At 69.1% G+C, this 21290-nt stretch carries 27 protein-coding genes and 1 pseudogene; 18 read left to right on the top strand and 10 right to left on the bottom strand.

Annotation, left to right across the window (positions count from 1 at the left end; translation table 11 throughout):
• Nucleotides 1-3: 3 nt before the first annotated feature.
• Nucleotides 4-630, bottom strand: coding sequence for a class I SAM-dependent methyltransferase (locus AOM45_RS30185; RefSeq protein ID WP_030470722.1), 627 nt, complete (start codon nt 628-630; stop codon nt 4-6).
• Between the two features lie 19 nt (nt 631-649).
• Here AOM45_RS30185 and AOM45_RS30180 point away from each other — a divergent pair, with 19 nt between their 5' ends.
• Nucleotides 650-1102, top strand: coding sequence for a flavodoxin family protein (locus tag AOM45_RS30180; RefSeq protein ID WP_030470723.1), 453 nt, complete (start codon nt 650-652; stop codon nt 1100-1102).
• A 70-nt stretch (nt 1103-1172) separates the two neighbouring features.
• On the opposite strand, the pseudogene AOM45_RS30175 reads toward AOM45_RS30180, so the two are convergent.
• A pseudogene (locus tag AOM45_RS30175) lies at nt 1173-1415 on the bottom strand (aldo/keto reductase); the annotation flags it as partial.
• A 25-nt stretch (nt 1416-1440) separates the two neighbouring features.
• On the opposite strand from AOM45_RS30175, the gene AOM45_RS30170 reads away from it, so the two are divergent.
• Nucleotides 1441-1719 carry a hypothetical protein gene (locus AOM45_RS30170; RefSeq protein ID WP_059362762.1) on the top strand — a complete coding sequence of 93 codons (279 nt, stop codon included), beginning with the start codon at nt 1441-1443 and terminating at the stop codon, nt 1717-1719.
• On the opposite strand, the gene AOM45_RS30165 is transcribed toward AOM45_RS30170, so the two are convergent.
• The 3 genes from AOM45_RS30165 to AOM45_RS30155 are packed head-to-tail and all read right to left on the bottom strand — an operon-like array spanning nt 1716 to nt 2753.
• On the bottom strand, nt 1716-2093 hold the full coding sequence (locus AOM45_RS30165) for a MerR family transcriptional regulator (RefSeq protein WP_030470726.1): 378 nt from the start codon (nt 2091-2093) through the stop codon (nt 1716-1718). The genes AOM45_RS30170 and AOM45_RS30165 overlap by 4 nt on opposite strands.
• 34 nt (nt 2094-2127) lie before the next feature.
• Complete coding sequence (locus AOM45_RS30160) at nt 2128-2514, bottom strand: type II toxin-antitoxin system death-on-curing family toxin (RefSeq protein WP_030470727.1); 387 nt, start codon at nt 2512-2514, stop codon at nt 2128-2130.
• A 32-nt stretch (nt 2515-2546) separates the two neighbouring features.
• Nucleotides 2547-2753 (bottom strand): ribbon-helix-helix protein, CopG family, encoded by a 207-nt coding sequence (locus AOM45_RS30155; RefSeq protein WP_030470728.1) that lies wholly within the window; start codon nt 2751-2753, stop codon nt 2547-2549.
• Nucleotides 2754-2808: 55 nt separating this feature from the next.
• On the opposite strand from AOM45_RS30155, the gene AOM45_RS30150 reads away from it, so the two are divergent.
• Nucleotides 2809-3432, top strand: coding sequence for a TetR/AcrR family transcriptional regulator (locus AOM45_RS30150; RefSeq protein WP_051784238.1), 624 nt, complete (start codon nt 2809-2811; stop codon nt 3430-3432).
• Nucleotides 3433-3484: 52 nt separating this feature from the next.
• Here the strand turns inward: AOM45_RS30150 and AOM45_RS30145 are convergent, their stop codons facing one another.
• Nucleotides 3485-4777 carry a glycoside hydrolase family 18 protein gene (locus AOM45_RS30145; protein ID WP_030470730.1) on the bottom strand — a complete coding sequence of 431 codons (1293 nt, stop codon included), beginning with the start codon at nt 4775-4777 and terminating at the stop codon, nt 3485-3487.
• A 95-nt stretch (nt 4778-4872) separates the two neighbouring features.
• Nucleotides 4873-5496 (bottom strand): uracil phosphoribosyltransferase, encoded by a 624-nt coding sequence (upp, locus tag AOM45_RS30140; protein ID WP_030470731.1) that lies wholly within the window; start codon nt 5494-5496, stop codon nt 4873-4875.
• A gap of 33 nt (nt 5497-5529) precedes the next feature.
• Between upp and AOM45_RS30135 the strand changes: the two genes are divergently transcribed.
• The 11 genes from AOM45_RS30135 to AOM45_RS30085 all read left to right on the top strand — a co-directional run bounded on the left by AOM45_RS30135 (nt 5530) and on the right by AOM45_RS30085 (nt 14646).
• A complete protein-coding gene (locus AOM45_RS30135; RefSeq protein ID WP_051784239.1) occupies nt 5530-6141 on the top strand; it encodes a maleylpyruvate isomerase N-terminal domain-containing protein in 612 nt (203 codons plus the stop codon).
• 33 nt (nt 6142-6174) lie between these two features.
• Nucleotides 6175-7167 (top strand): Gfo/Idh/MocA family protein, encoded by a 993-nt coding sequence (locus tag AOM45_RS30130; RefSeq protein WP_030470733.1) that lies wholly within the window; start codon nt 6175-6177, stop codon nt 7165-7167.
• Between the two features lie 97 nt (nt 7168-7264).
• Nucleotides 7265-7462 carry a hypothetical protein gene (locus tag AOM45_RS30125; protein WP_059362759.1) on the top strand — a complete coding sequence of 66 codons (198 nt, stop codon included), beginning with the start codon at nt 7265-7267 and terminating at the stop codon, nt 7460-7462.
• A 19-nt stretch (nt 7463-7481) separates the two neighbouring features.
• Nucleotides 7482-8126: a DUF1707 SHOCT-like domain-containing protein gene (locus tag AOM45_RS30120; RefSeq protein ID WP_372497483.1), complete on the top strand. Its 645-nt coding sequence runs from the start codon at nt 7482-7484 to the stop codon at nt 8124-8126.
• A 198-nt stretch (nt 8127-8324) separates the two neighbouring features.
• The gene (locus AOM45_RS30115; RefSeq protein WP_030470736.1) at nt 8325-8666 is read left to right on the top strand and encodes a hypothetical protein; all 342 of its coding nucleotides are present in this window, start codon (nt 8325-8327) and stop codon (nt 8664-8666) included.
• Nucleotides 8663-10792: a bifunctional polysaccharide deacetylase/glycosyltransferase family 2 protein gene (locus AOM45_RS30110; protein WP_063757133.1), complete on the top strand. Its 2130-nt coding sequence runs from the start codon at nt 8663-8665 to the stop codon at nt 10790-10792. Before AOM45_RS30115 ends, AOM45_RS30110 begins: the two co-directional genes overlap by 4 nt.
• The gene (locus AOM45_RS30105; RefSeq protein ID WP_059362755.1) at nt 10789-11037 is read left to right on the top strand and encodes a hypothetical protein; all 249 of its coding nucleotides are present in this window, start codon (nt 10789-10791) and stop codon (nt 11035-11037) included. The genes AOM45_RS30110 and AOM45_RS30105 overlap by 4 nt, the downstream gene beginning before the upstream one ends.
• Entirely contained in the window at nt 11034-11345 is a 312-nt protein-coding gene (locus tag AOM45_RS30100) for a hypothetical protein (protein ID WP_156094152.1), read from the top strand. The genes AOM45_RS30105 and AOM45_RS30100 overlap by 4 nt, the downstream gene beginning before the upstream one ends.
• A gap of 56 nt (nt 11346-11401) precedes the next feature.
• Nucleotides 11402-12358: a deoxyribose-phosphate aldolase gene (deoC, locus tag AOM45_RS30095; protein ID WP_030470740.1), complete on the top strand. Its 957-nt coding sequence runs from the start codon at nt 11402-11404 to the stop codon at nt 12356-12358.
• A 4-nt stretch (nt 12359-12362) separates the two neighbouring features.
• Entirely contained in the window at nt 12363-13790 is a 1428-nt protein-coding gene (locus AOM45_RS30090; RefSeq protein ID WP_030470741.1) for an aldehyde dehydrogenase family protein, read from the top strand.
• Nucleotides 13783-14646: an aldehyde dehydrogenase family protein gene (locus tag AOM45_RS30085; protein ID WP_030470742.1), complete on the top strand. Its 864-nt coding sequence runs from the start codon at nt 13783-13785 to the stop codon at nt 14644-14646. The genes AOM45_RS30090 and AOM45_RS30085 overlap by 8 nt, the downstream gene beginning before the upstream one ends.
• Nucleotides 14647-14707: 61 nt before the next feature.
• Here AOM45_RS30085 and AOM45_RS30080 read toward each other — a convergent pair whose 3' ends face one another.
• Together AOM45_RS30080 and AOM45_RS30075 are read right to left on the bottom strand one after the other, a co-directional pair.
• On the bottom strand, nt 14708-15334 hold the full coding sequence (locus AOM45_RS30080; RefSeq protein ID WP_030470743.1) for a response regulator: 627 nt from the start codon (nt 15332-15334) through the stop codon (nt 14708-14710).
• Nucleotides 15331-16461 carry a sensor histidine kinase gene (locus AOM45_RS30075; protein WP_051784240.1) on the bottom strand — a complete coding sequence of 377 codons (1131 nt, stop codon included), beginning with the start codon at nt 16459-16461 and terminating at the stop codon, nt 15331-15333. The genes AOM45_RS30080 and AOM45_RS30075 overlap by 4 nt, the downstream gene beginning before the upstream one ends.
• A gap of 109 nt (nt 16462-16570) precedes the next feature.
• Between AOM45_RS30075 and AOM45_RS30070 the strand changes: the two genes are divergently transcribed.
• The 4 genes from AOM45_RS30070 to AOM45_RS30055 all read left to right on the top strand — a co-directional run bounded on the left by AOM45_RS30070 (nt 16571) and on the right by AOM45_RS30055 (nt 20710).
• Nucleotides 16571-17245, top strand: a complete 675-nt coding sequence (locus tag AOM45_RS30070; RefSeq protein WP_030470745.1) for an ABC transporter ATP-binding protein — start codon at nt 16571-16573, stop codon at nt 17243-17245.
• Nucleotides 17242-19419 carry an FtsX-like permease family protein gene (locus tag AOM45_RS30065; RefSeq protein ID WP_030470746.1) on the top strand — a complete coding sequence of 726 codons (2178 nt, stop codon included), beginning with the start codon at nt 17242-17244 and terminating at the stop codon, nt 19417-19419. The genes AOM45_RS30070 and AOM45_RS30065 overlap by 4 nt, the downstream gene beginning before the upstream one ends.
• A gap of 77 nt (nt 19420-19496) precedes the next feature.
• Complete coding sequence (locus AOM45_RS30060) at nt 19497-20018, top strand: VanZ family protein (RefSeq protein ID WP_051784241.1); 522 nt, start codon at nt 19497-19499, stop codon at nt 20016-20018.
• A gap of 101 nt (nt 20019-20119) precedes the next feature.
• Nucleotides 20120-20710, top strand: coding sequence for a MarC family protein (locus AOM45_RS30055; RefSeq protein WP_030470748.1), 591 nt, complete (start codon nt 20120-20122; stop codon nt 20708-20710).
• Here AOM45_RS30055 and AOM45_RS30050 read toward each other — a convergent pair.
• The gene (locus tag AOM45_RS30050) at nt 20707-21243 is read right to left on the bottom strand and encodes an SMI1/KNR4 family protein (protein ID WP_051784242.1); all 537 of its coding nucleotides are present in this window, start codon (nt 21241-21243) and stop codon (nt 20707-20709) included. The genes AOM45_RS30055 and AOM45_RS30050 overlap by 4 nt on opposite strands.
• Nucleotides 21244-21290: the final 47 nt, after the last annotated feature.

Here is a 21290-nt window from a genome sequence, read left to right as displayed (position 1 = left end):
CCACTAAGACGTCTGGCCGGGCGCGGGGTTCCGTTTGCTCATCAACAAGAACGCCTGCGGTCCCCCTTCGTCCACACCCTTCTGACGTTGCAGGCGTGCCACTTCGTTGAACCCGGCTTCCGTCGCGTTGCTCACGGTTTCGTCGATGTCGTGCCAGTACACGTCGAGGTCCACGTCGTGGCCGTACGCGTGGGTCATGTGGTTCTTCCGGTTGCCCAGTTTGAAGGCGTGCAACAGGTACCCGCCGGGTTCGAGGACGCGGTGGAACTCCTGCCACGGCACTTCCTCCGCCGGCATGTGGACCGTGGAGTACCAGACGACCGCGCCGCCCAGGCTGTCGTCGGCGAGGTCGAGCTTCGTGATGTCGCCCTGGAAGAAGTCCAGGTGCGGGTAGAGCTTCTTCGCCTGGTCGAGCATGCCGTCGGACAGGTCGACGCCGAACACGTCCTTGCCGAGCTCGTGCAAGTGCTGGGTGATGCGGCCGGTGCCGCAGCCGAGGTCGGCGATCGGGCCGTTCGCGAGTTCGGCGAACGCCCGCATGATCGCGGCGTCGAGGGGACGGCCGTCGTGCGCGTCCGGGATGAGCTGGGCGTAGCTGGCGGCGACAACGTCGTAGGAGGCACGGGTCATGGGCGTTATGTTGCTCGACGTGTCCAGGTTGTTGATCGTCCACCACACTCCGTCGCCCGCCCTGCAGGCGATGTTCGAAGCCGTGGTCTCCGGCGCCACCACACCCGAGATCGCAGGCGTCGAGGTGGTCCGGCGAGCCGCGTTGTCCACAACCGCTGTGGATGTCCTGGAGGCCGACGGCTACCTGCTCGGCACGCCCGCCAACCTCGGGTACATGAGCGGTGCGTTGAAGCACTTCTTCGACACCGTCTACTACCCGTGTCTCGATTCCTCGCGTGGCAGGCCGTTCGGGCTTTACGTGCACGGCAACAACGACACGACGGGTGCGGTGCGCAGCGTCGAGACGGCCACGACCGGGCTGGGCTGGGAGAAGGCCGCTCAGCACGTCCTCGTCACGGGTGAGCCGTCGAAGGCCGATCTGGAGGCTTGCTGGGAGCTCGGCGCCACCGTCGCGGCCCAGTTGTCCACATGAAGCCAGGGTTGTCCACAGCCTCTTGTCCCCAACCTGTGGACAACCCTGGGGATACCTTCGAACGTGTGTTCTAACGGCCCACGGTGCTCATGTCCGGGTACCGGTCCCCGGCCACCGCCGACGCCGGCACCGCGGCCTCGATCGCGGCCAGGTCGTCGGAGGACAGCGCGAGCGAAGCTGCCGCCACGTTCTCCTCCAGGTACTTGATCCGCTTGGTCCCCGGGATCGGCACCACGTCGTCGCCGCGGTGCTGCACCCACGCCAGCGCCAGCTGACCCGCCGTGACGCCGCGGTCGGCGGCCAGGGCTCGCAGCTAACCGGCACCCGACGGACTGAACGTGGCGGTGCGATTTCCCGACGGACGCAAGGCCACGACGCTGGATCCGCTCGAACACGGACAGGACACCAGTGCAATGGTGACGCTGAACGTCACCTCAACCGCCGGTGGCGGTGAAACACATCTGCGGCAGGGCATCTACGTGCACCCGCTGCCCCCGCCCGGACCGCTTGTCGTCGCCGTGAGATGGGAAGCCCGGGGCGTCGGCGAGACGCGGATCGAGCTGGACGGCACCGAGATCCTGGCGGGGGCAGCGCGGGCGCGACAGGTCTGGTCCTAAGCCGTCGCCTCCAAGTCACGCTCAACCACCGCGTAGTGGTCGATCTTGTAGTCGAGCACCTCCAGGCACGTCTGCAACTCCGCCACGCGGGCGCGGACGTCGTTGCGGTGCTCCACGAGGATCTGTTTGCGGCGGCCTGCCGTCAGGTCGCCACCGTGCCTGAGCTGCGCGAACTCGCGCATCATGCGGATCGGCATGCCGGTCGTGCGCAGGCGCGTCACGAAGGCCAGCCAGCCGAGGTCGTCGTCCGAGTAGCTGCGACGACCGCCCGAGTCCCGCGCGGGCGGGTCGACGAGCCCGATTCGTTCGTAGTAGCGCAAGGTGTCGATGGACAACCCACTGCGCTGCGCGGCTTGGGCTATCGAGTAACTCACGGACTCGACGCTATGACCTAGAGTGCGCTCTAGGTCAAGCGGAATCCTTCGGGAGTCCCCACGCTTCGAGATGACCTGCCATCTCCGGGACGTCGATCTTGTCACGGCCGAGGGCGCGCACGAGGTCGAGCGCGTCGTCCTCGTCGGCGTCGATCCAGTAGCCGTTGATGTCACACATCGTGACGGCGGCGACCCAGCCGAGCCGCCAGTTCCCCTCGATGAGAGGGCGGGTTCGCACGATCGAGTCGAGTAAGGCGGAGGACTTCAGCCACAGCGTGTCGTAAGCCTCCACGCCGAGAACGGTGGCGCGGGGACGGTACGCCGCGGTGTCCAGCAGGCCGATGTCCCTGACGACGAGATCGCCGCCGGTCACGGCCGTGGCCAGCACCAGGAGGTCCCCGGCGTCGAGGTAGGAGATCACGGCACCCAGTTGATCACAGAGGTCTGACAGTTTCAGGAAGATCCGAGCCTATCCAAAAGACCTCGGTACTTGGGCAGAACTCGCCCGAGAACCTCACCGAGCTTCTCTTCCTGCTGCATGCGCTGGTAGCGGTCCGCGATCGCCAGCCGCACGACCTCCTGCTTGGAGCGACCCTCGGCCTGCGCCAGTTCAGCGAGCCGCAGGTTCTCCTCTTCGGTCAACCGCAAGGTCATCGCCATGGAGAGACGGTATCAATGTGATACCACTGAAGCCAGAGCCCGTTAGAATTGCGCGATGCCCAGGCCCAAGACCCACGACGACGCTCTGCGGCGGCGTCTGCTCGAACGGGCGGGCGAGCTGCTCAGCACCGAGGGCCCGGCCGCGGTGAGCCTGCGCAAGATCGCCACCGACGTCAACACCTCGACGACCGCGGTCTATTCCCTCTTCGGCGGGAAGCCCGCGCTGCTCGAGGCGCTCTACGACGAGGCGTTCAACCGGTTCGGGACGAACCTCGCGAACGTGCCGATCACCGACGACCCGGCGGAGGACCTGCTCCAGATCGGCCTGGCGTACCGGCGCAGCGCTCTGGAGGACCCGCAGTTCTACTCGGTGCTGTACTCGAAGGTCGTCGAGCCGACGAAGGAGATGAGCCGCGCGGCGGGCAGGACGTTCGCGCCCGTGATCAACGCGGTGCGGCGGGCGGTCGAGCAGGGCGTCTACCTCGCGGAGGACCCGGAGCAGATCGCGATGTCGATGTGGGGCATCGCGCACGGCCTGGTGAGCCTGGAGCTCAACGGCAACCTGCCGCCCGGCGTGGACGCCGAGGCCACCTACGAGCTGGCGTTGCGCGCGCACGGCAGGGGGTGGTTGGCGGAATCCGGGGAGGCGGCCGCCGCGAAACCTCCCCGGACCCGCTGAACTGTCCGGTTAGGACAGTCCGTCTCGTGGTGCGGCCTTCACTTCGGCACTGCTACTTGAGGGCGCCGTCCAGCGCCTTGATCAGCTCGCCGTCGGCGGTGTCACCGTCGAGCGACCAGATCATCGCGCCGCCGAGCTTGCGCTCGTTGATGAAGCGGGCCTTGCGCTTCATCTCGGTCGCGTCGTCGTAGGTCCACCACGTCGTGCCGTCGTAGATCCACGCGAACCCGGCGCGCTCGTCGCGGTAGATCTTGTACTTCGGGTCGGCGAGCTTCGTCTTGATGGCGTGGAAGTCCTCGTAGCCGGCCTCGTACGTCGCCGGCGCGGGCGTGCCCGTGCCGAACAGGCCGTTGCGCGTGCCGGGTGCGACACCGGTCCAGCCGCGGCCGTAGAACGGCACACCGAGCACGGCCTTCGACCGCGGAGCACCGCGCCGCAGCCACGCGTTGACCGTCACCTCGGAGCTGAACTCGTCCTTGGACGGGTCGCCCTTGGGCACGCGCAGCGCGGACTGCTGGTTCGCCTCCGGGTCCCACGCACCGTGGTAGTCGTAGCCCTGCAACGTGCCGAAGGTGAGGTAGCAGAACACCTTCGCGACCTCGAAGCCCTTGTCGACCTGCTTCGGGTCGGCCGGGAGGAACGCGGTCAGGTCGCGGTTCCAGCCCATCTGCTTGCGGTACTCGGCGAGCAGCAGCGTGAAGTTCTCGCGGTCGGCGTCGCGGATCACGTTGGGCGGCTCGGGGTTGCCGGGGCTCGCCGGCCACTCCCAGTCGAGGTCGACGCCGTCGAAGACGCCCTTCGCGGCGCCCTCCGGCAGACCCGGCAGGTTGCCCTTGATCCACATGTCGGTGCACGACTTGACGTGCGCGGCGCGCGACTCGGGCGTCAGCGCGGCGTTGGAGAAGTACCGGGAGCCCGTCCAGCCGCCCAGCGAGATGTTGATCCTCAGCTTGGGGTACTTGGCTTTCAGCTGCTTGAGCTGGTTCAGGTTGCCCATCAGGGCCTGCCCCGGCTCGTCGGCCTTGCCGCTCACGGACTGCTCCGCGGTGTAGGGCATCTGCCAGTCGGCCCACGGGTCGGCGCTGACGCACTTGCCGGACTCGTCGAGGAAACCGAAGGCGTAGTTCAGGTGCGTGAGCCGCGCGGCGGCCCCGCTGTCCACGAGGTTGCGGACCCGGAAGTTCCGGCCGTACACGCCCCACTGGATGAAGTACCCGACGGTCCGGGCCTTCGAGTAACCGTGGTGCCCACTGGTCTCGACATCGGCGTTCGCCGGCGCAACGGCCAGCGACGCTGACAGGGCGCCGACCGCGAGCGCGGCGACACCCCATCTCCGTCTGGACATGTGACTCCTCAATCGGGTGGCGGCAGCGGCGTTGTGGTCCAGAGCACGTTAGCTCTAAGGTCTAGACCACTGCTACGTCCGATCGGAGGTATGTCCTAAACCGCCCCGTACAGACGGTCACCGGCGTCGCCCAGACCGGGGACGATGAAGCCGGAGTCGTTCAACCGCTCGTCCACGGACGCCGTGATGAGACGCACCGGGAGCTTGGAGTCCTCGAGGTGGTTGATGCCCTCGGGCGCCGCGAGCACGCACACGGCCGTCACGTCGGTCGCGCCGCGCTGGGTCAGCAACCGGATCGTGTAGGCCATCGAGCCGCCGGTCGCGAGCATCGGGTCGAGCACGAACACGGGACGTCCCGCGAGGTTCTCCGGCAACGACTCCATGTACGGCGTCGGCTGCAACGTCTCCTCGTCGCGCGCGAGCCCCACGAAGCCCATCTGGGCGTCCGGGATCAGCTTGTGCGCCTGGTCGGCCATGCCCAGCCCGGCCCGCAACACCGGGACGAGCAGCGGCGGGTTCGCCAGCCGGTAACCGGTGGTGCGCGCGACCGGCGTGTGGGTGCGGTCCTCCGTCAGCGGCGCCTCGCGCATGGCCTCGTAGACCAGCATGACCGTGAGTTCCTGCAACGCCGCGCGGAACGCGGCGTTGTCCGTGCGCGCGTCGCGCATGGTTGTGAGTCTCGCCTTGGCGAGTGGATGATCGACGACCAGGACGTCCATGCCCGACACCGTAACCGCTGGGAGGAGCTAGGGGTGTTCGAAGAGATCTACCGGGAGGCACGTCAGCGCGTCGTGGGCCTGACGATGGGCCTGGGCGCGGAGGAGCTCGCCCGTCCCGTGCCCGCCTGTCCTGAGTGGACCGTGCACCAGCTGATCGCACATCTAGCGGGCGGCGCGTCCGATCTGGTCAGCGGTCGCATGGAGGGCGCACCGTCCGACGAGTGGACCGCGAGGCACGTCGCCGAACGCGAGAACGTGCCCGTGGACGACCTGCTGGAGCAGTGGAACGTCGCCGGCGAGCACATCGGCGAGATGGAGCGCATCCCGTTCCAGCTGGCGTTGGACGCGATCACCCACGAGGCCGACCTGCGCGCCGCGCTCGGCCGCGAACGCCTGCCGGGCACCGTGTGGCAACCGACCCTGGTGTGGATGACGCCGCGCAGGATGCCGGACGTGACCGTGAAGACCGAGTTCGGCGACCTCGGCGACGGCCCGATCACCCTGGAGGTCGACGGCTACGAGCTGTGGCGCGCGTTCTTCGGCAGGAGGTCGCGCGGTCAGATGGAGTCGTGGAACTGGTCGGGCCCCGCACCGATCGACAAGATCCCGTTCTTCCCGCCCAGGGCCACCGATCTGACGGAGTGAACGCCGTTAACTGATGGGTGTAGGGTCGTCCGCGTGACGGACCACGTGCGCATCGGAGTGCTCGGCGCGGCCATGATCGCGCCACCCGCTGTCATCCGCCCGGCCCGCTCGTCGACCGCCGCCGAAGTCGTGGCGGTCGCCGCGCGGTCGACGGAACGGGCCCAGGCATTCGCCGACAAGCACGGCATCCCGCGCGTGCACGGCTCGTACGAGGAGCTCCTCGCGGACCCCGCCGTCGACGCCGTCTACAACCCGCTGCCGAACGGCCTGCACGGCAGGTGGACGCTGGCCGCGCTGGAGGCGGGCAAGCACGTGCTGTGCGAGAAGCCGTTCACCGCCAACGCTTCCGAGGCCGCCTCAGTGGCTTCAGCCGCCCGCGACTCGGGGCTCGTGGTGATGGAGGCGTTCCACTACCGCTACCACCCGCTGGCCGTGCGCGTCGACGAGATCATGCGCTCGGGCGTGCTCGGACCGTTGCGGCACGTCGAGGCCTCCGTCTGCTTCCCGCTGCCGATGTTCTCCAACATCCGCTACGACTACTCGCTCGCGGGCGGCGCGATGATGGACGCCGGCTGCTACGCCGTGCACATGGCCCGCCTGCTCGGCGGCGAGGAACCGGAGGTGCGCTCGGCACGGGCGTTGCTGCGCGGCCCGTCCATCGACAGGGCGATGCGCGCCTCACTCCGCTTCCCGTCCGGCCACACGGGTTCGGTGCACGCGTCGCTGTGGTCGTCGACGGTGCTCAAGCTGTCGATGAAGGCCGTCGGCGAGAACGGCACGCTGAGCGTCTTCAACCCGCTGGGCCCGCAGGTGTTCCACCGGTTGTCGTTGCGGCTCAAGGACAGGAGCTCGGCCGAGACGTTCGGGCGGCGCGCGACCTACGCCTACCAGCTCGACGCGTTCACCGACGCGGTGCTGCACGGCAAGGCGTTCCCGACGACCGCGGACGACGCCGTGAAGAACATGACGGTGATCGACTCGATCTACCGGGCGGCCGGGCTGCCGCTGCGCCAGCCGACCGCGTAACCCGATTCGGGGCCGATACAACCCGATCCGGGAGTACAGAATCGACAAAGCGACTCCGAAGTGTCTCGTAGCCAGTTGAGACGCGGAGGTGCGAACGGTGACGATCAAGCAGAAGCCCGTCCAGCAAGTGTGTGAATCCCCGCTGGTCATCCTGGGTGTGTCGACGTCACTCGCCGTGGTGATCGGTGTGCTGCCCGCGCTGTGGGGCCACAGCCCGGCACTCGCTGCGGCACTCGGAGCACTGCTGGTGCTGGCATTCGCCATCACGGTCAAGTACGCCCCGAACCGCAAGTAGGAGCCCTAAACTCGATCGGGTGAGCGACGAGCTGGTACCGGCTGACCAGAGTCACATGCGCGCCTCGGACGCGGACCGGGAACGGATCGCGCAGGTGCTGCACCAGGCGACGGCAGAGGGGCGCCTCGACATCCACGAGCTGGACGAGCGGCTCGCGGCCGTCTACGCCGCCAAGACCTACGGCGAGCTCGCTCCCATCACCGCCGACCTGGTGCTGAGCGGCCTGCCGCACACGCCGGCGGTGCCGCAGTACCAGCCCGCGCTGAGCGACCGCATCGGCGGCGAGCCGGGCAGCGCGGTGTCGGTGGCCTTCTGGTCCGGCGTCAACCGCAAGGGCCAGTGGGTCGTCCCGCGGATGCACAACGCCGTCGCGGTCATGGGCGGGATCGAGATCGACCTGACCCACGCGAGCTTCGCCGAGGCCGAGGTCACCATCAGCTGCTTCGCGTTCTGGGGCGGTGTCGAGATCCGCGTGCCGGACGACATCAACGTGAAGGTCGACGGGTTCGGGTTCATGGGCGCCTTCGAGGACCGCGCGCCGGGGCGGCGGCACATTCCCGGTGCTCCCACCGTGCGCATCACCGGACTCGCGATCATGGGCGGTGTCGAGGTCAAGGGGCCCAAGCGGAAGAAGTCGCAGATCTTGCGCGAACTGCTCGACTGACGTTGCGGAGAGTACGCGGGGAGCTTTCGTACTCCAGGAGCGCGCGCAAGGGCCCCGCGTGCCACAAAGAACGACTTCCGCTGGAAGAGGTAACCGGTTAGCCTCCTGCGACCGCATGCCGCCTCCCCCGCGAAGGTCATGACGACTCCCTCTGACAGACCCGTTTTCGTTGATCCGAGTGGCCGCCGCCGCAAGGTGATGCGCATCGCCATCGGCGTTGTCGCCGTGGGCGTGGTGTCCTACCTGGTACTTCTCGTCATCGCGCTCGCCGGTGGCCCGGTGAACCCGACGACGCTGCTGCCGATCCCGAAGGCCGCCGAACCCGCCGTCACCACCACCACGGACACCCCTGCTTCGTCACCCGAAGCAACATCGTTGCCACGCAACGAAACCACGACCACTCCGCCGGCCGCCACGAGCGCGGCTCCCGTGGCGAACACCACGCCGACGACCACGACCACCGTCGAGAACGGCAACAAGCGCACCGATCCACCGGGTGCGTCGAACCGGCCGAGCAACCCCGGCGGAGGCAAGCCGTGAGACCTCAGCCGCGCGCACACTGGGTGCTGCTGGGGCTGAGCATGGTGATCCTGCTCGGCGCGTTGCTGCTGGACACGTTCGTGGTCGGCCGCGTCGGCCAGGGTGCCGCGCCGACCGCTGGACCCGCGAACACGGTGCCGGAGAGCGTGCACCAGGGCGGGCCGCTGATCGGCGACACCGGGTCGGGGCTCAGCTCGCGCACCACGCCGGACCGCACGGTGGTGCTGACGTTCGACGACGGGCCCGACCCCGAGTGGACGCCGAAGATCCTCGAGGTGCTGCGGCGCTTCGGGGTCAAGGCCACCTTCTTCGTCACCGGCGCGAACGCGGCGCAGCACCAGGACGTGCTGGAACGCGTCCACGCCGAGGGTCACGAGGTGGGCGTGCACACGTTCACCCACGTCGACCTCGGCAAGGTGGGCGCGACCCGCGCACGGATCGAGCTGGGGCAGACCGGGCTCGTCGTGGCGAGCGGCACCGGGCAATTCAGCCAGCTCGTGCGGCCGCCCTACTCGAACCGGCCGGACGCGGTCGACGACGAGGACCTGGTCGGCATCCAACGGGTCACCGCGGCCGGAAATCTCGTGCTGCTCTCCGACCTCGACAGCGAGGACTGGCGCAGGCCCGGCGCGGACGCGATCGTCGCGAACTCCTCGCCGAAGGACACCAAGGGCGCCGTGGTGCTGATGCACGACGGCGGCGGTGATCGATCGCAAACCGTTGCCGCGCTGGAGAAGTTGATCCCGAGCCTGAAGGAGCGCGGGTTCACGTTCCAGACCGCCGGCGAGGCGTACGGCGTGCAGCAGGTCATCCGTCCGGCGACGGCGGCCGAACGCGCGGAGGGCACGGCGGTGTCGCTGGCCGTGCGGTTCTCGCGGTTCGTCACGGAGCTGCTCACGTGGCTCGTCCTGATCTCCAGCGTGCTCGCGCTCGCCCGCGCCGCGGTGCTGCTGGTCACGACGGCGATCCACGCGAAGCGCAAACCCGGCAAGCACGCGCCACGGCTGCGGCCGCAGATGGTGACGGTGCTCGTGCCCGCCTACAACGAGGAAGCGGGCATCGAGGCGACCGTCCGCACGATCCTCTCGAGCACCAACCCCGTGCACGTGATCGTGATCGACGACGGCTCGACCGACCGCACGTCCGAGGTGGTCAAGAGCCTGCACCTGCCCAACGTCTCCCTGGTGCGCCAGCGGAACGCGGGCAAGGCGGCGGCGCTGAACACCGGGCTGCGGCACACCCGCACCGAACTGGTCGTGATGGTCGACGGCGACACCGTGCTGGAACCGGAGACCGTCGCCAACCTCGTGCAGCCCTTCGCCGACCCGGCGGTGGGCGCGGTGTCGGGCAACGCCAAGGTGGGCAACAGGTCAGGGCTCCTCGGCCGCTGGCAGCACATCGAGTACGTGATCGGCTTCAACCTCGACCGCCGGATGTACGACGTCATGCAGTGCATGCCGACGGTGCCGGGCGCGGTGGGCGGCTTCCGCGTCGAGGCGCTGCGCGAGGTCGGTGGCGTCCCCGAGGACACGCTGGCCGAGGACACCGACCTGACAATGGCGCTGGAACGCGCCGACTGGTCCGTGGTCTACACCGAGCACGCGCGGGCCTGGACCGAGGCACCGGCGAGCCTCGGTCAGCTGTGGCGGCAGCGTTATCGCTGGTGCTACGGCACGTTGCAGGCGATGTGGAAGCACCGCGGCGCCGTCTTCGACCGCGGCATGGGCGGCAAACTCGGCCGTCGCGCGCTGCCGTACCTCTTCCTCTACCAGGTGCTGCTGCCGGTGCTGGCACCCGCGATCGACGTGTTCGCGGTGCTGAGCCTGTGGACCGATCCCGTCGCCGGCGCGTTCGCGTGGCTCGGGTTCCTGGCGCTGCAACTGGTGCCCGCGGTGATCGCGTTCCGGCTCGACGGCGAACGACTGCGGCCGCTGTGGGCCGTCGCGCTGCAACCGGTCGTGTACCGGCAGCTCATGTACCTCGTGGTGATCCAGTCGGTGATCACCGCGCTGGCCGGTGCGGTGCTGCCGTGGCAGAAGCTCAAGCGCACGGGCAGCGCGGCCCAGGACGCGCCGGAGCTCGACGAGCGCACGGTGCCGCTCAACCGGCGTGAGCTGGTGCGGTGAGGCTGGACGGCCCGCGCTGCGCGGACGACCCGGCTCCGTGGACCGTCGCCCTGCGGCACCCGGACCTCGGTGAGACGGGCGCGCTGCGAGCAGGCACCCGGCACTTCCACGAGGTGATCGGGTTCATCCGGGGGCGCGCGGGCACGCTGCCGGGTGACCTGCCTGATCTGCGCAAACCGCCTTCGCCTGGAACGACTTCCCGTACGAACTGCCTCGAGCTGGAGAGCAAACGATGGTCGCGATGATCGCCTTCGACGACGGCGAGGTCACGATGCGGAGCGGCTCCTTCGAGACCGTGATCGCCACCCTCCGCGCGCGTTCCACCGACCCTGCGGACCTCGAGGTCTGCGACGACTCCGCGGCCGCGAACTGCCTGTGGGTCGACCAGATCCCGGCAGCGCGCAAGTGCGCCGTCGTGCGCACCCTGCACGGCGTTCTCGACGAGTGCCTGGACAGCGCCGACTTCGCGGGCAACGGCACCGCACTGTTCGAGTTCGAGATGGCGAAGCTGGAGCTCACGGAGCGGTATCCGACGTGCTTCTACACCGCTTGACCAGGGGAAACGTCCTCACTTAGGACGGGCGTCCCATTCCGCTTAGACTCGCACACATGGCTGCTCCAACGACACTGCCGTCGGCCCTGGCTGACGCCGCGCGCGACGAATCGTCGCTGCGGCGTTTCCTGCACGGGCTCCCCGGCGTCGACCAGGTCGGCGTCGAGCAACGAGCCGCGGGCCTCGGCACGCGGAGCATCAAGAAGGCCTCCAAGCTGCACGCCATCGACCTGGCGATCAGCATGGTCGACCTGACCACGCTGGAGGGTGCGGACACCGCCGGCAAGGTGCGCAGCCTGGCCGCCAAAGCCAAGCGTCCGGACCCGGACCGGCCGGACGTGCCCAAGGTGGCAGCGGTCTGCGTCTACCCGGACATGGTCAGGACCGCGGCCGACGAGCTGACGGGCACGGGGATCAACATCGCCAGCGTGGCGACGGCGTTCCCCAGCGGCCGCAGCACGATGGACATCAAGCTCGCCGACACCCGGTTCGCCGTCGAGCAGGGCGCCACCGAGGTCGACATGGTGATCGACCGCGGCGCGTTCCTCTCCGGCCGCTACGGGCAGGTGTTCGAGGAGATCGTCAAGGTCAAGGAGGCGTGCGGGGACGCGCACCTCAAGGTCATCCTGGAGACCGGCGAGCTCGTGACGTACGACAACGTGCGCCGCGCGTCCTGGCTGGCTCTGCTGGCCGGTGGTGACTTCATCAAGACCTCGACCGGCAAGGTGCAGCCCGCCGCGACGCTGCCGGTGACGCACGTGATGCTCCAGGCCGTCAGGGACTGGCAGACGCAGACGGGTGAGCTGCGCGGGGTCAAGCCCGCCGGTGGCATCCGCAGCACCAAGGACGCGATCAAGTACCTGGTCGCCGTGCACGAGGTGGCCGGGCCGGAGTGGCTCGACCCGAACCTCTTCCGGTTCGGCGCGTCGACGTTGCTGAACGACCTGCTCATGCAGCGGCGGACCCAGTTGGACGGCCACTACAGCGGCCCGGACTACGTGACGGTGGACTGAAGACATGTGGGAATACGCCCCCGCGCCCGAGTCGCGGGACATCGCGAACCTCAAGCCGAACTACCGGATGCTCGTCGACGGCAAGTTCGTCGAGGGCTCCGGCGAACCGCTCAAGACCATCAACCCCGGCACCGAAGAGGTGCTCGCGGAGGTCTCGACCGCGTCGCAGTCCGATGTGGACACCGCGGTCAAGGCGGCACGGCGCGCCTACGACCGCGTGTGGTCGAAGATGCCCGGTTCCGAGCGGGCCAAGTACATCTACCGGATCGCGCGGCAGATCCAGGAGCGCGGGCGTGAGCTCGCGGTGCTGGAGTCGCTCGACAACGGCAAGCCCATCAAGGAGTCGCGCGACGTCGACGTGCCCACGGCCGCGGCGCACTTCTTCTACCACGCGGGCTGGGCGGACAAGCTCTCCTACGCGGGTTACGGGCCGGACCCGAAGCCGCTGGGTGTTGCGGGACAGGTGATCCCGTGGAACTTCCCGCTGCTGATGGCCGCGTGGAAGATCGCGCCCGCGCTCGCGTGCGGCAACACCGTCGTGCTCAAGCCCGCCGAGACCACGCCGCTGACCGCGCTGGTGCTGGCCGACATCATCCAGCAGTGCGACCTGCCGCCGGGTGTCGTGAACATCATCCCCGGTGCCGGTGACGTCGGTGCGGCGCTCGTCGAGCACGGCGACGTCAACAAGGTGGCGTTCACCGGGTCGACCGAGGTCGGCAAGATCATTCAGCGGCAGCTGGCCGGCACGAACAAGAAGCTGACGCTGGAACTGGGCGGCAAGGCGGCGAACATCGTGTTCGACGACGCGCCGCTCGACCAGGCCGTCGAGGGCATCGTCAACGGCATCTTCTTCAACCAGGGCCACGTCTGCTGCGCCGGATCCCGTTTGCTGGTCCAGGAATCCGTCGCGGACGAGCTGCTGGAGAAGCTGCACGCGCGCGTCAGCACGTTGCGCGTCGGCGACCCGCTGGACAAGAACACCGACGTCGGCGCGATCAACTCGCGCGAGCAGCTCGCGAAGATCAAGGAGCTGACCGAGTCGGGCGAGGCCGAGGGCGCCCAGCGCTGGACGTCCTCGTGCCCGTTGCCGGACAAGGGTTTCTACTTCGCCCCGACCGTGTTCTCCAACGTGTCGCAGGCGATGAGGATCGCCCGCGAGGAGATCTTCGGCCCGGTGCTGTCGGTGCTGACGTTCCGCACGCCCGACGAGGCCGTGGCCAAGGCGAACAACACGCCGTACGGCCTGTCCGCCGGCGTCTGGACCGAGAAGGGCTCGCGGATTCTCTGGATGGCGCAACGGATGCGCGCCGGCGTGGTGTGGTCCAACACGTTCAACCGCTTCGACCCGGCCGCGCCGTTCGGCGGGTACCAGGAGTCGGGCTTCGGCCGTGAGGGCGGCCGCACCGGTCTGGAGGCCTACCTCGATGTCTGATCGCATCTCGGTCGCGAAGACCTACAAGCTCTACATCGGCGGCGCCTTCCCGCGCTCCGAGTCGGGCCGGAGCTACCCGGTGACCGACTCGAAGGGCACCTTCCTCGCCAACGCCGCGCAGGGCTCCCGCAAGGACGCCCGTGACGCGGTCGCCGCCGCCCGCAAGGCCTTCCCCGGCTGGTCCGGCGCCACGGCCTACAACCGTGGCCAGGTCCTGTACCGCGTGGCCGAGGTCCTGGAGGGCCGTCGCGAGCAGTTCATCACCGAGGTCGCCGCGTCCGAGGGCGTGCAGGTGAAGAAGGCTCAGTCCATCGTGGACACGGCGATCGACCGCTGGGTCTGGTACGCGGGCTGGACGGACAAGATCGCGGCTGTGCTGGGTTCCTCGAACCCCGTCGCCGGGCCGTACTTCTCGTTCTCCACGCCGGAGCCGACGGGTGTCGTCGCGGTGCTCGCGCCGCAGCAGTCGTCGTTGCTGGGCCTGGTGTCCGTGATCGCGCCGGTGATCGCGTCCGGCAACACGGCCGTGGTCATCACCTCGCAGGAACGCCCGCTGCCCGCGATCACGCTGTCCGAGGTGCTCGCGACCAGCGATGTTCCGGGCGGCGTCGTCAACATCATCACCGGCCGGACCGCGGAGATCGCGCCGTGGCTCGCGTCGCACGCCGACGTGAACGCGCTCGACCTCACCGGCGCGCCCGAGTCGTTGCGCGCTGACCTGGAGCGCTCAGCGGCCGGCACCGTGAAGCGCGTGCTGCGCAACAAGGCGAGCGAGGACTTCTCCGTCACCCCGGACATGTCCCGCCTGCGCGCCTACCTGGAAACCAAAACGGTCTGGCACCCAATGGGCGTCTGACTTGAAACGATGAAGGGTCCCTTCATCCACCTCACGTGGATGAAGGGACCCTTCATCGTTTTCAGGTGTTTACCAGGCCTGCTCGCCAGGCCCAGGAGGCGATGCCTACGCGGTTTTTGACGTTGAGCTTCGTCTGCACGGACGCGAGGTGCGTCTTCACCGTCGACAGCGACAGGTAGAGCTCCGACGCGATCTCCTGGTTGCTCAGGCCCCGCGCCACCTCCCGCACCACGTCCTGTTCGCGGGCGGTGAGCAGCCCGAGATCCGGCCGCTCGGCGGGCCGCGCGAAGTGCTCCAGCATCCGCACGGTCACCTGCGGCGAGATCAACGCGTTGCCCTGCGCCGCTGCCCGCACCGCCTCCACGAGCAGGGCCGGGCCGGCGTCCTTGGTCAGGAAGCCGGACGCCCCGTTCTCCAGCGCCGTGTGCACGTACTCGTCGAGGTCGAAGGTCGTCACCACGACGACCTTGGTCGTGGGCGAGAGCTTCTTGGTGACCTCCAGTCCGTCCAGACCGGGCATGCGGATGTCCAGCAACGCCACGTCGGGCTTGTGCTCACGCGCGGCGGTGACGGCCGAGATGCCGTCCGCCACGTCCGCGACGACGGTGATGTCCTGCTGCTTCTCGAGGATCATCCGGAAGCCGACCCGGACCATCTCCTGGTCGTCGGCGATGAGGACCGAGATCACTTGCTTCCTTCCAGGGGTAGCTCGGCGAGCACCTGCCAGCCGTTCTCACGCGGGCCCGCGGAGAACAGGCCACCGAGCAGGTCGACCCGCTCACGCATGCCTACGAGACCGTAGCCGCCCTGGTTCAGCTCGTGCGGCTGACCGTCGTCGGCGACGACCACCCGGAGCGCGTTCTGGGGCGTCCGCAAGATCTCCACGTCGATCATGGTGGGGCTCTGCGCGTGTTTGTGCACGTTAGTGAGCGACTCCTGGACCAGGCGCAACACCGAGCGGCCGAGCTCAGGTGGCACCTCGTCCGGCAGGTCGATGCGCAGCCTGGTCTCGAAGCCGAGCTCGCGGGTGCGTTCGACGGTCGCGATGACGTCGGCGGCCAGGTCGGTCGTGGCGATCTCGTTCTCGCCCTGGCGCAGGGTGCCGACCATCCGCCGCATCGCGCCGAGCGCTTCCGTGCCCGATCGGACAATGCCCGGCAACAGGCGGTGGGCGGCCTTCGGGTCGTCGTCCGAGACCTCCAGCGCGGCCTGGGCCTGCACGAGCATGCCCGTGACGTGGTGCGCGACCACGTCGTGCAGCTCGCGGGCCAGCGCGATGCGCTCTTCCTTCTGCGCGTCGGTGATGGCGGAGGCGATCAACCGGCCGCTCTCGGTGTCCCGCGCACGGAAGTACAGGCCGACGCCGACGGCCCCGAAGCCCAGGACCAGCGAGCCCAGCATCTCGTTGTAGTTGCTCCCCGAGATCCAGTTGTCGCGGACGATCGCGGCGAAGAAGCTCACCGCCATCAGCCAGCCGACGGACCACGTGGCGGCGCGGCGCGGCTCCTCGCGCACGATCACGGCGGTGAGGACCAGGCACGCGGCGGTCTCGGCGATTGTCAGCGGGCTCAGGATCGTCGGCATGTTCACGTGGAAGAGCCGGATGACGAACGACGACACGAAGATCGACGCCACGGTCACCGGGATCGCGAAGTCACGCGACTTGAACGATGCGACGGCCGCGATGCACGGCGGCACGCTGAGCAGCCACACGAGTGCCCCGGCGCTGCCCAGCCCGTTCATGAGCAGCAGCTCGCCGAGCATCAGCAACGCCAGCCCGGCGGCGATCGGCCATTGGCCCCGATGACTGTCCACGGCAGACAACGGTAGGACCACCACACCCCTACGGCCTCGGTCATCCGGCTGATCCGGTGTGTCGTCAAGGCTGAGGTTTCGCGGGCCCGGACCCGGCACCTTCAACGTCATGAACACGGTTCTGGCCGCTCGTGGCCTGGTCAAGACCTACGGCGACGTGCACGCGCTCGCCGGGGTGGACATCGACATCTCCGCGGGGGACGTGCTGGCGGTGGTCGGTCCGTCCGGCTCCGGCAAGACGACGCTGCTGCACGTGCTGTCCGGCATCCTGCGCGCCGACGGCGGCGAGGTGTTCCTCGACGGGCGCGCGATCGGCGAGCTGAACGAGACGGGACGCAGCGAGCTGCGGCGGACGGCGTTCGGGTTCGTCTTCCAGTCAGGCATGCTCGTCGCCGAGCTGACCGCGGAGGAGAACGCGGCGCTGCCGATGCTGCTCGCGGGTGGTTCACGCGACGAGGCGCTCGGTGCGGCCCGGCGGTGGCTCGGCCGGCTCGGCCTGCAGGGCATGGAGAAACGGCGTCCCGACCAGCTGTCCGGCGGTCAGGCGCAACGCGTGGCGATCGCGCGGGCGTTGGCGCACCGGCCGCGGGTGATCTTCGCGGACGAACCGACAGGCGCCCTCGACACGCGCACCGGTCAGGAGATGATGACCGCGCTGCTGGCCGCCGCGGAGGAGACCAACGCGGCCGTCGTGATCGTCACGCACGACAAGGCGATCGCGGACCGTGCGCTGCGCGTCGTGGAGATCCAGGACGGTCGCATCGCCGCGGGGGTGTCCGCGTGAGGATCGCTCTCGCGGTGCTGCGCAGGGACCGCCGCAGCCAGGTCGCGACGGTGCTGGTCGCGCTCGGCGTGATGATCGCGGTGTCGCTGGTCCTCTGGCTCCTCGCCGCCCCGAACGGTCTGCAGGCGCGGGCGGACCGCACGGCGTGGCGCGAAGCCCTGAGCCAGAGCGAGACCGGCGCCATTTCCATTGCGGCGAACAAGGATTCGTACGGCGGCAAGCTCATCGAGCGGTTCGACGTCGCACGCAACGAGCAGGGTGCGGTGCCCGTCGCGAAGGGCATCCCGAAGTTCCCGGAGAACGGCGAGGTGCTGCTCTCCCCCGCGCTCGCGGACCTGGTGCACAGCACGCCCGCGGAGAAGCTCGGCAACCGTTTCCCCGGCAGGCAGATCGGCCTGCTCGGGCCGGAAGCGCTCAAGTTCCCGGACGAGCTCGTCGCGGTCATCGGCCACGAGAAGGTCGAGAACGGCTTCCCCGCGCCCGGTCTGCAGGCCGGCCGCGGTTCGTACCGCGACGACTACCACGGCATGCTTTACCTGCTCACGCGCGTCGGGCTCGTGGTGCTCGTCGTGCCGTGCCTAGTGCTGGTCGCCTCGGCCGCACGGCTCACGGCGGCGAAACGGGAGCGCCGCCTGGCCGCGCTCAGGCTCGCTGGCGCGTCGCCGCGGCAGGTCGTCGTGATGACGGCGATCGAGACGGCGGTCGGCGCGGTCGTCGGCAGCGTGCTCGGTGTTCTGCTGGCACAGCCGTTCAGCCACGTCACCGCGGAGGTCCCGTGGGAGGGCGGCACCTGGTTCCCCGGCGACTTCGTGCCGGATCCCGCTGTCGTGGCAGGGGTCGCCGTGCTCGCGCCGGTGCTGGTCGTCGCGGCGGCGATCATGGGGCTGCGGCGCGTGGTGAACCGGCCACTCGCGGCGCAGGAGAAGCGCACGGTGCGGTCGTGGCGGCTGTTGTCGATCGTCGGCGCGATGGGCGTGTTCTTCCTGGGCATCGTGTACGCGCAGCAATCCGGCGGGGACAGCCAGTTCACCGTCGTGCTGCTCGGCCTCGGCGCGGTGGCGTTCGCGCTGGTGCTGGCGGGGCCTGTGGTGACAGCGCAGGTCGGCAGGTTCTTCGTGGGACGGTGGCGCAGGCCGTCGACGTTGCTGGCGGGCCGGCGGCTCTCCGGTGATCCGGTCGCGGCGTTCCGCGGTTCGGCGGGCGTGGTGATCGCGGTCTTCACCGGGTCGATGGCGCTGACCATGTTGCCGGGCCTGGAGAGCCAGGTCCCCTACCGCGACTCGACGTGGCAGGAGAGCGCGATCGTCGCGGAACAGGTGACGCACGACGTCACGCCGCTGCGGCTCGCGACCTCCGCCCCGATCGTCACGATGTTCGACGGCCTGATCAAGAGCGAAGGCCGCGGCACCTACGTGGTCGTCGGGCAGTGTGCCGAGGTGTCGAAGGTGCTGACCGGTCTCACGTGTCAGCCGGGACCTGCCGTGTACGCGCCCACACCGTTGGCGGGCAACGAGTTCACGTCGTCCGGCCTTGGCAGGACGGTGACGGCGAAGCTGCCCGCGCAGTACGAGACGCGGCCTTTCGCGGGCGCCGGGAGGGTGAGCGCCTTCATCGACAGGGACCTGCTGCCGTCGATCGCGGGCGAGGTGTCGATGGTCGGGGTGCCGACGACGTCAGAGAACCGGGACGCGGTGCACACGGCGCTGGTCGGCACGCTGCCGGGCGTGCGGCTGGTGGACGGTGAGCAGCGCGGTCTGTACGGCGACACGCTGATGGCCGACCTCGAACGGGCCACGGTCATCGGGCTCTCGATCGCGGCGGTGCTCGGCGGGATCGGCGCGGCGGTGGCGGCAGCCGGGTCGGTGATCGACCGCAGGCGCACCTTCGGTGCGTTGATCGCGGCCGGAACTCCGATTCGCGTGCTGGGTCACGCATTGCGCCGGGAAGTGATGCTCCCGGTGTTCGCGGTCACGATCGCGGCGTGCGGCGCGGGAATTGTCGTCGGTTTCGGACTGCTCACGCTGGCGCGTGGAATGGTCGGTCGCGGGGAAATGCCGTTCACCCCGTGGGTAGTCGCTCCCGTGGGCGTCGGTGTCGTGGTCGCGCTGGTCGCAGCACTGGCGTGTGGTCCGGTACTACGCGGGATCAGTCCCCGGGACTACGCGGCCGAGTAGACCTCGACCGGAAGTACGAGGACCGAAGTGGCCTTCAGCGCGATGTGCGCTGAAGGCCATTTTCCTAATTTGGATTCATGACGAATGCACATCTCGCGAGCATCCAGTGGGGCCTTTTCCTGTCGGTCGTCTTCCTGCTGCCGCAGCTGTTCTTCCGTCAGCTGACGTTCCGCGGCGCGACCATCACCGTGTACGCGAGCATGCTGTTCGCGGCGACGTTCCTGCCGATGCAGACCGTGCCGCCGCGCCAGGCCGTGCAGCTGGTCCCGTTCCAGTGGATCGCCGACACGTTCCGCGACGGGCGGATCGCGTTCGACCTGATGACGCTCAACGTGCTGCTGTTCGTGCCGCTGGGCGCGATGCTGATGTTCTGGGGCCGTCGCACGATCGGCCAGGCCGCGTTGATCGGCTACGGCGTCTCGCTGCTCATCGAGGGTTCGCAGCTGCTGTGGGCCAACCGGATCTTCGACGTCGACGACCTGATCGCCAACACCGCGGGCACCGCGCTCGGGTGGCTGAGTGCGCTGGCAGCCGTGAAGGTGTGGGCGCGCGTGAAGACGGCAGCTCTGCCGCAACGCCCGTTCGCCGGGGTGAGGTAGGGCCGCCAGGTCGCGGCCGGCACGTCGCGAAGCTCGCCCGCCAGGGGTGAGTTGCGCTCGCCGAGTCGCGGCACCACCGCGCCGGCTCGATCATCAACGGCATGAGCTTCGTCGAGGCGTTCAGCATCCTCGTCGCCGTCGTGGGTCCGCCGAAGATCCTGGTGGCCTTCATGCTGGACACCGAAGGCAAGGACGCCGGGCAGCGCTGGCGGGTGGCGCTCACGACCACCGGCATCGCTCTCGCCACCGGACTCTTCGTCGTCGGGGCGGGACGACTGCTGATCCAGCTGTTCCACATCAGCGGCGGGGCGTTGATGCTGGCGAGCGGCGTGATCCTCTTCGTGCACGCGCTGGACCTCGTGCTCGGCCGCAAGCAGGAGCCGCACCACGACCCGACCGGCGGCACGCACGAACTGGCCACCTCGTACTACGCGAACCCGGTGGCGATCGCCTACCTGTTCCTGATGTCGGACACCAGCACGGCGGCGTCCACGTTGGTGCTGGCCGCCGCGTTCGCCGCGGTGATCGCCCTGGACCTCGCCGCGATCGCGGTGCTGGGCATCCTGATGCGCTACGTGCAGATGACCTACGCGTGGGTGCTCGTGCGGGTCCTCGGCGTGCTGCTGGCGGCGCTGGGCGTCGACCTGATCATCAGCGGTCTCGAGGAACTGCACATCATCGGCAAGGTCTAGCAGGTCCGCCAGCCCAGCTCGCCGGCCGAGTTGACCATCGGGAAGCAGTGCCCGACCGCGCTGCGCGTCTCCAGGGCCGTCGCGACCTGGTCGAACATCTCGACGAGCGACGTGAACTCCGGCTTGATCATCTCGCTGCGCTCCCGGTCCCACTCGACCACGCAGCCGCGCAGCACACCGGGCCTCAGGTCGATCGCGAGCACGTCACCCGTGCCGTCGAACGCGATCGGCAGCCACTCGGGGTGGAACCCGGTCGTCGGCGAGCCCGCCTCCGACCCGTCCGCGGGCTTGCTCCGGTGGGTGTCCCTGAGCACGAACGCGCGATCGGCGCCGAGCGGCGTGTAGAAGGGCGGCAGGATCTCGGCGAAGAGGCCCTCCTCGGTGCCGCCGTAGACGCTCCACCACAGCTGGAGGTCGGCCGGAACCCTGAGCTCCGGCAGCGCGTCGTACCTCGGACGCAGCACGGCACGGGTGGCAGGAGCGTGCTCCGCCAGCCATGCCAGGATCCGGTTCCAGTGCTCGATCACACCCACGGTTCCATGATCTTGGCGGAACGACGGGCGAGGTACCGCCCATCGGG

This window comes from Lentzea aerocolonigenes, assembly GCF_000974445.1.
Classification (GTDB): Bacteria; Actinomycetota; Actinomycetes; order Mycobacteriales; family Pseudonocardiaceae; genus Lentzea; species Lentzea aerocolonigenes.
This window is presented reverse-complemented; position numbering and strand designations above follow the sequence as displayed.

Bases quoted from the DNA above. Each gene is read 5' to 3' on its own strand.
- AOM45_RS30155 (WP_030470728.1), bottom strand. From the start codon at position 2,753: ATGGCGATGACCTTGCGGTTGACCGAAGAGGAGAACCTGCGGCTCGCT.
- deoC (WP_030470740.1), top strand. From the start codon at position 11,402: ATGGCTGCTCCAACGACACTGCCGTCGGCCCTGGCTGACGCCGCGCGC.
- AOM45_RS30115 (WP_030470736.1), top strand. From the start codon at position 8,325: ATGCGCATCGCCATCGGCGTTGTCGCCGTGGGCGTGGTGTCCTACCTG.
- AOM45_RS30085 (WP_030470742.1), top strand. From the start codon at position 13,783: ATGTCTGATCGCATCTCGGTCGCGAAGACCTACAAGCTCTACATCGGC.
- AOM45_RS30060 (WP_051784241.1), top strand. From the start codon at position 19,497: ATGACGAATGCACATCTCGCGAGCATCCAGTGGGGCCTTTTCCTGTCG.
- AOM45_RS30185 (WP_030470722.1), bottom strand. From the start codon at position 630: ATGACCCGTGCCTCCTACGACGTTGTCGCCGCCAGCTACGCCCAGCTC.
- AOM45_RS30090 (WP_030470741.1), top strand. From the start codon at position 12,363: ATGTGGGAATACGCCCCCGCGCCCGAGTCGCGGGACATCGCGAACCTC.
- upp (WP_030470731.1), bottom strand. From the start codon at position 5,496: ATGGACGTCCTGGTCGTCGATCATCCACTCGCCAAGGCGAGACTCACA.
- AOM45_RS30055 (WP_030470748.1), top strand. From the start codon at position 20,120: ATGAGCTTCGTCGAGGCGTTCAGCATCCTCGTCGCCGTCGTGGGTCCG.
- AOM45_RS30100 (WP_156094152.1), top strand. From the start codon at position 11,034: ATGATCGCCTTCGACGACGGCGAGGTCACGATGCGGAGCGGCTCCTTC.
- AOM45_RS30070 (WP_030470745.1), top strand. From the start codon at position 16,571: ATGAACACGGTTCTGGCCGCTCGTGGCCTGGTCAAGACCTACGGCGAC.
- AOM45_RS30145 (WP_030470730.1), bottom strand. From the start codon at position 4,777: ATGTCCAGACGGAGATGGGGTGTCGCCGCGCTCGCGGTCGGCGCCCTG.
- AOM45_RS30150 (WP_051784238.1), top strand. From the start codon at position 2,809: ATGCCCAGGCCCAAGACCCACGACGACGCTCTGCGGCGGCGTCTGCTC.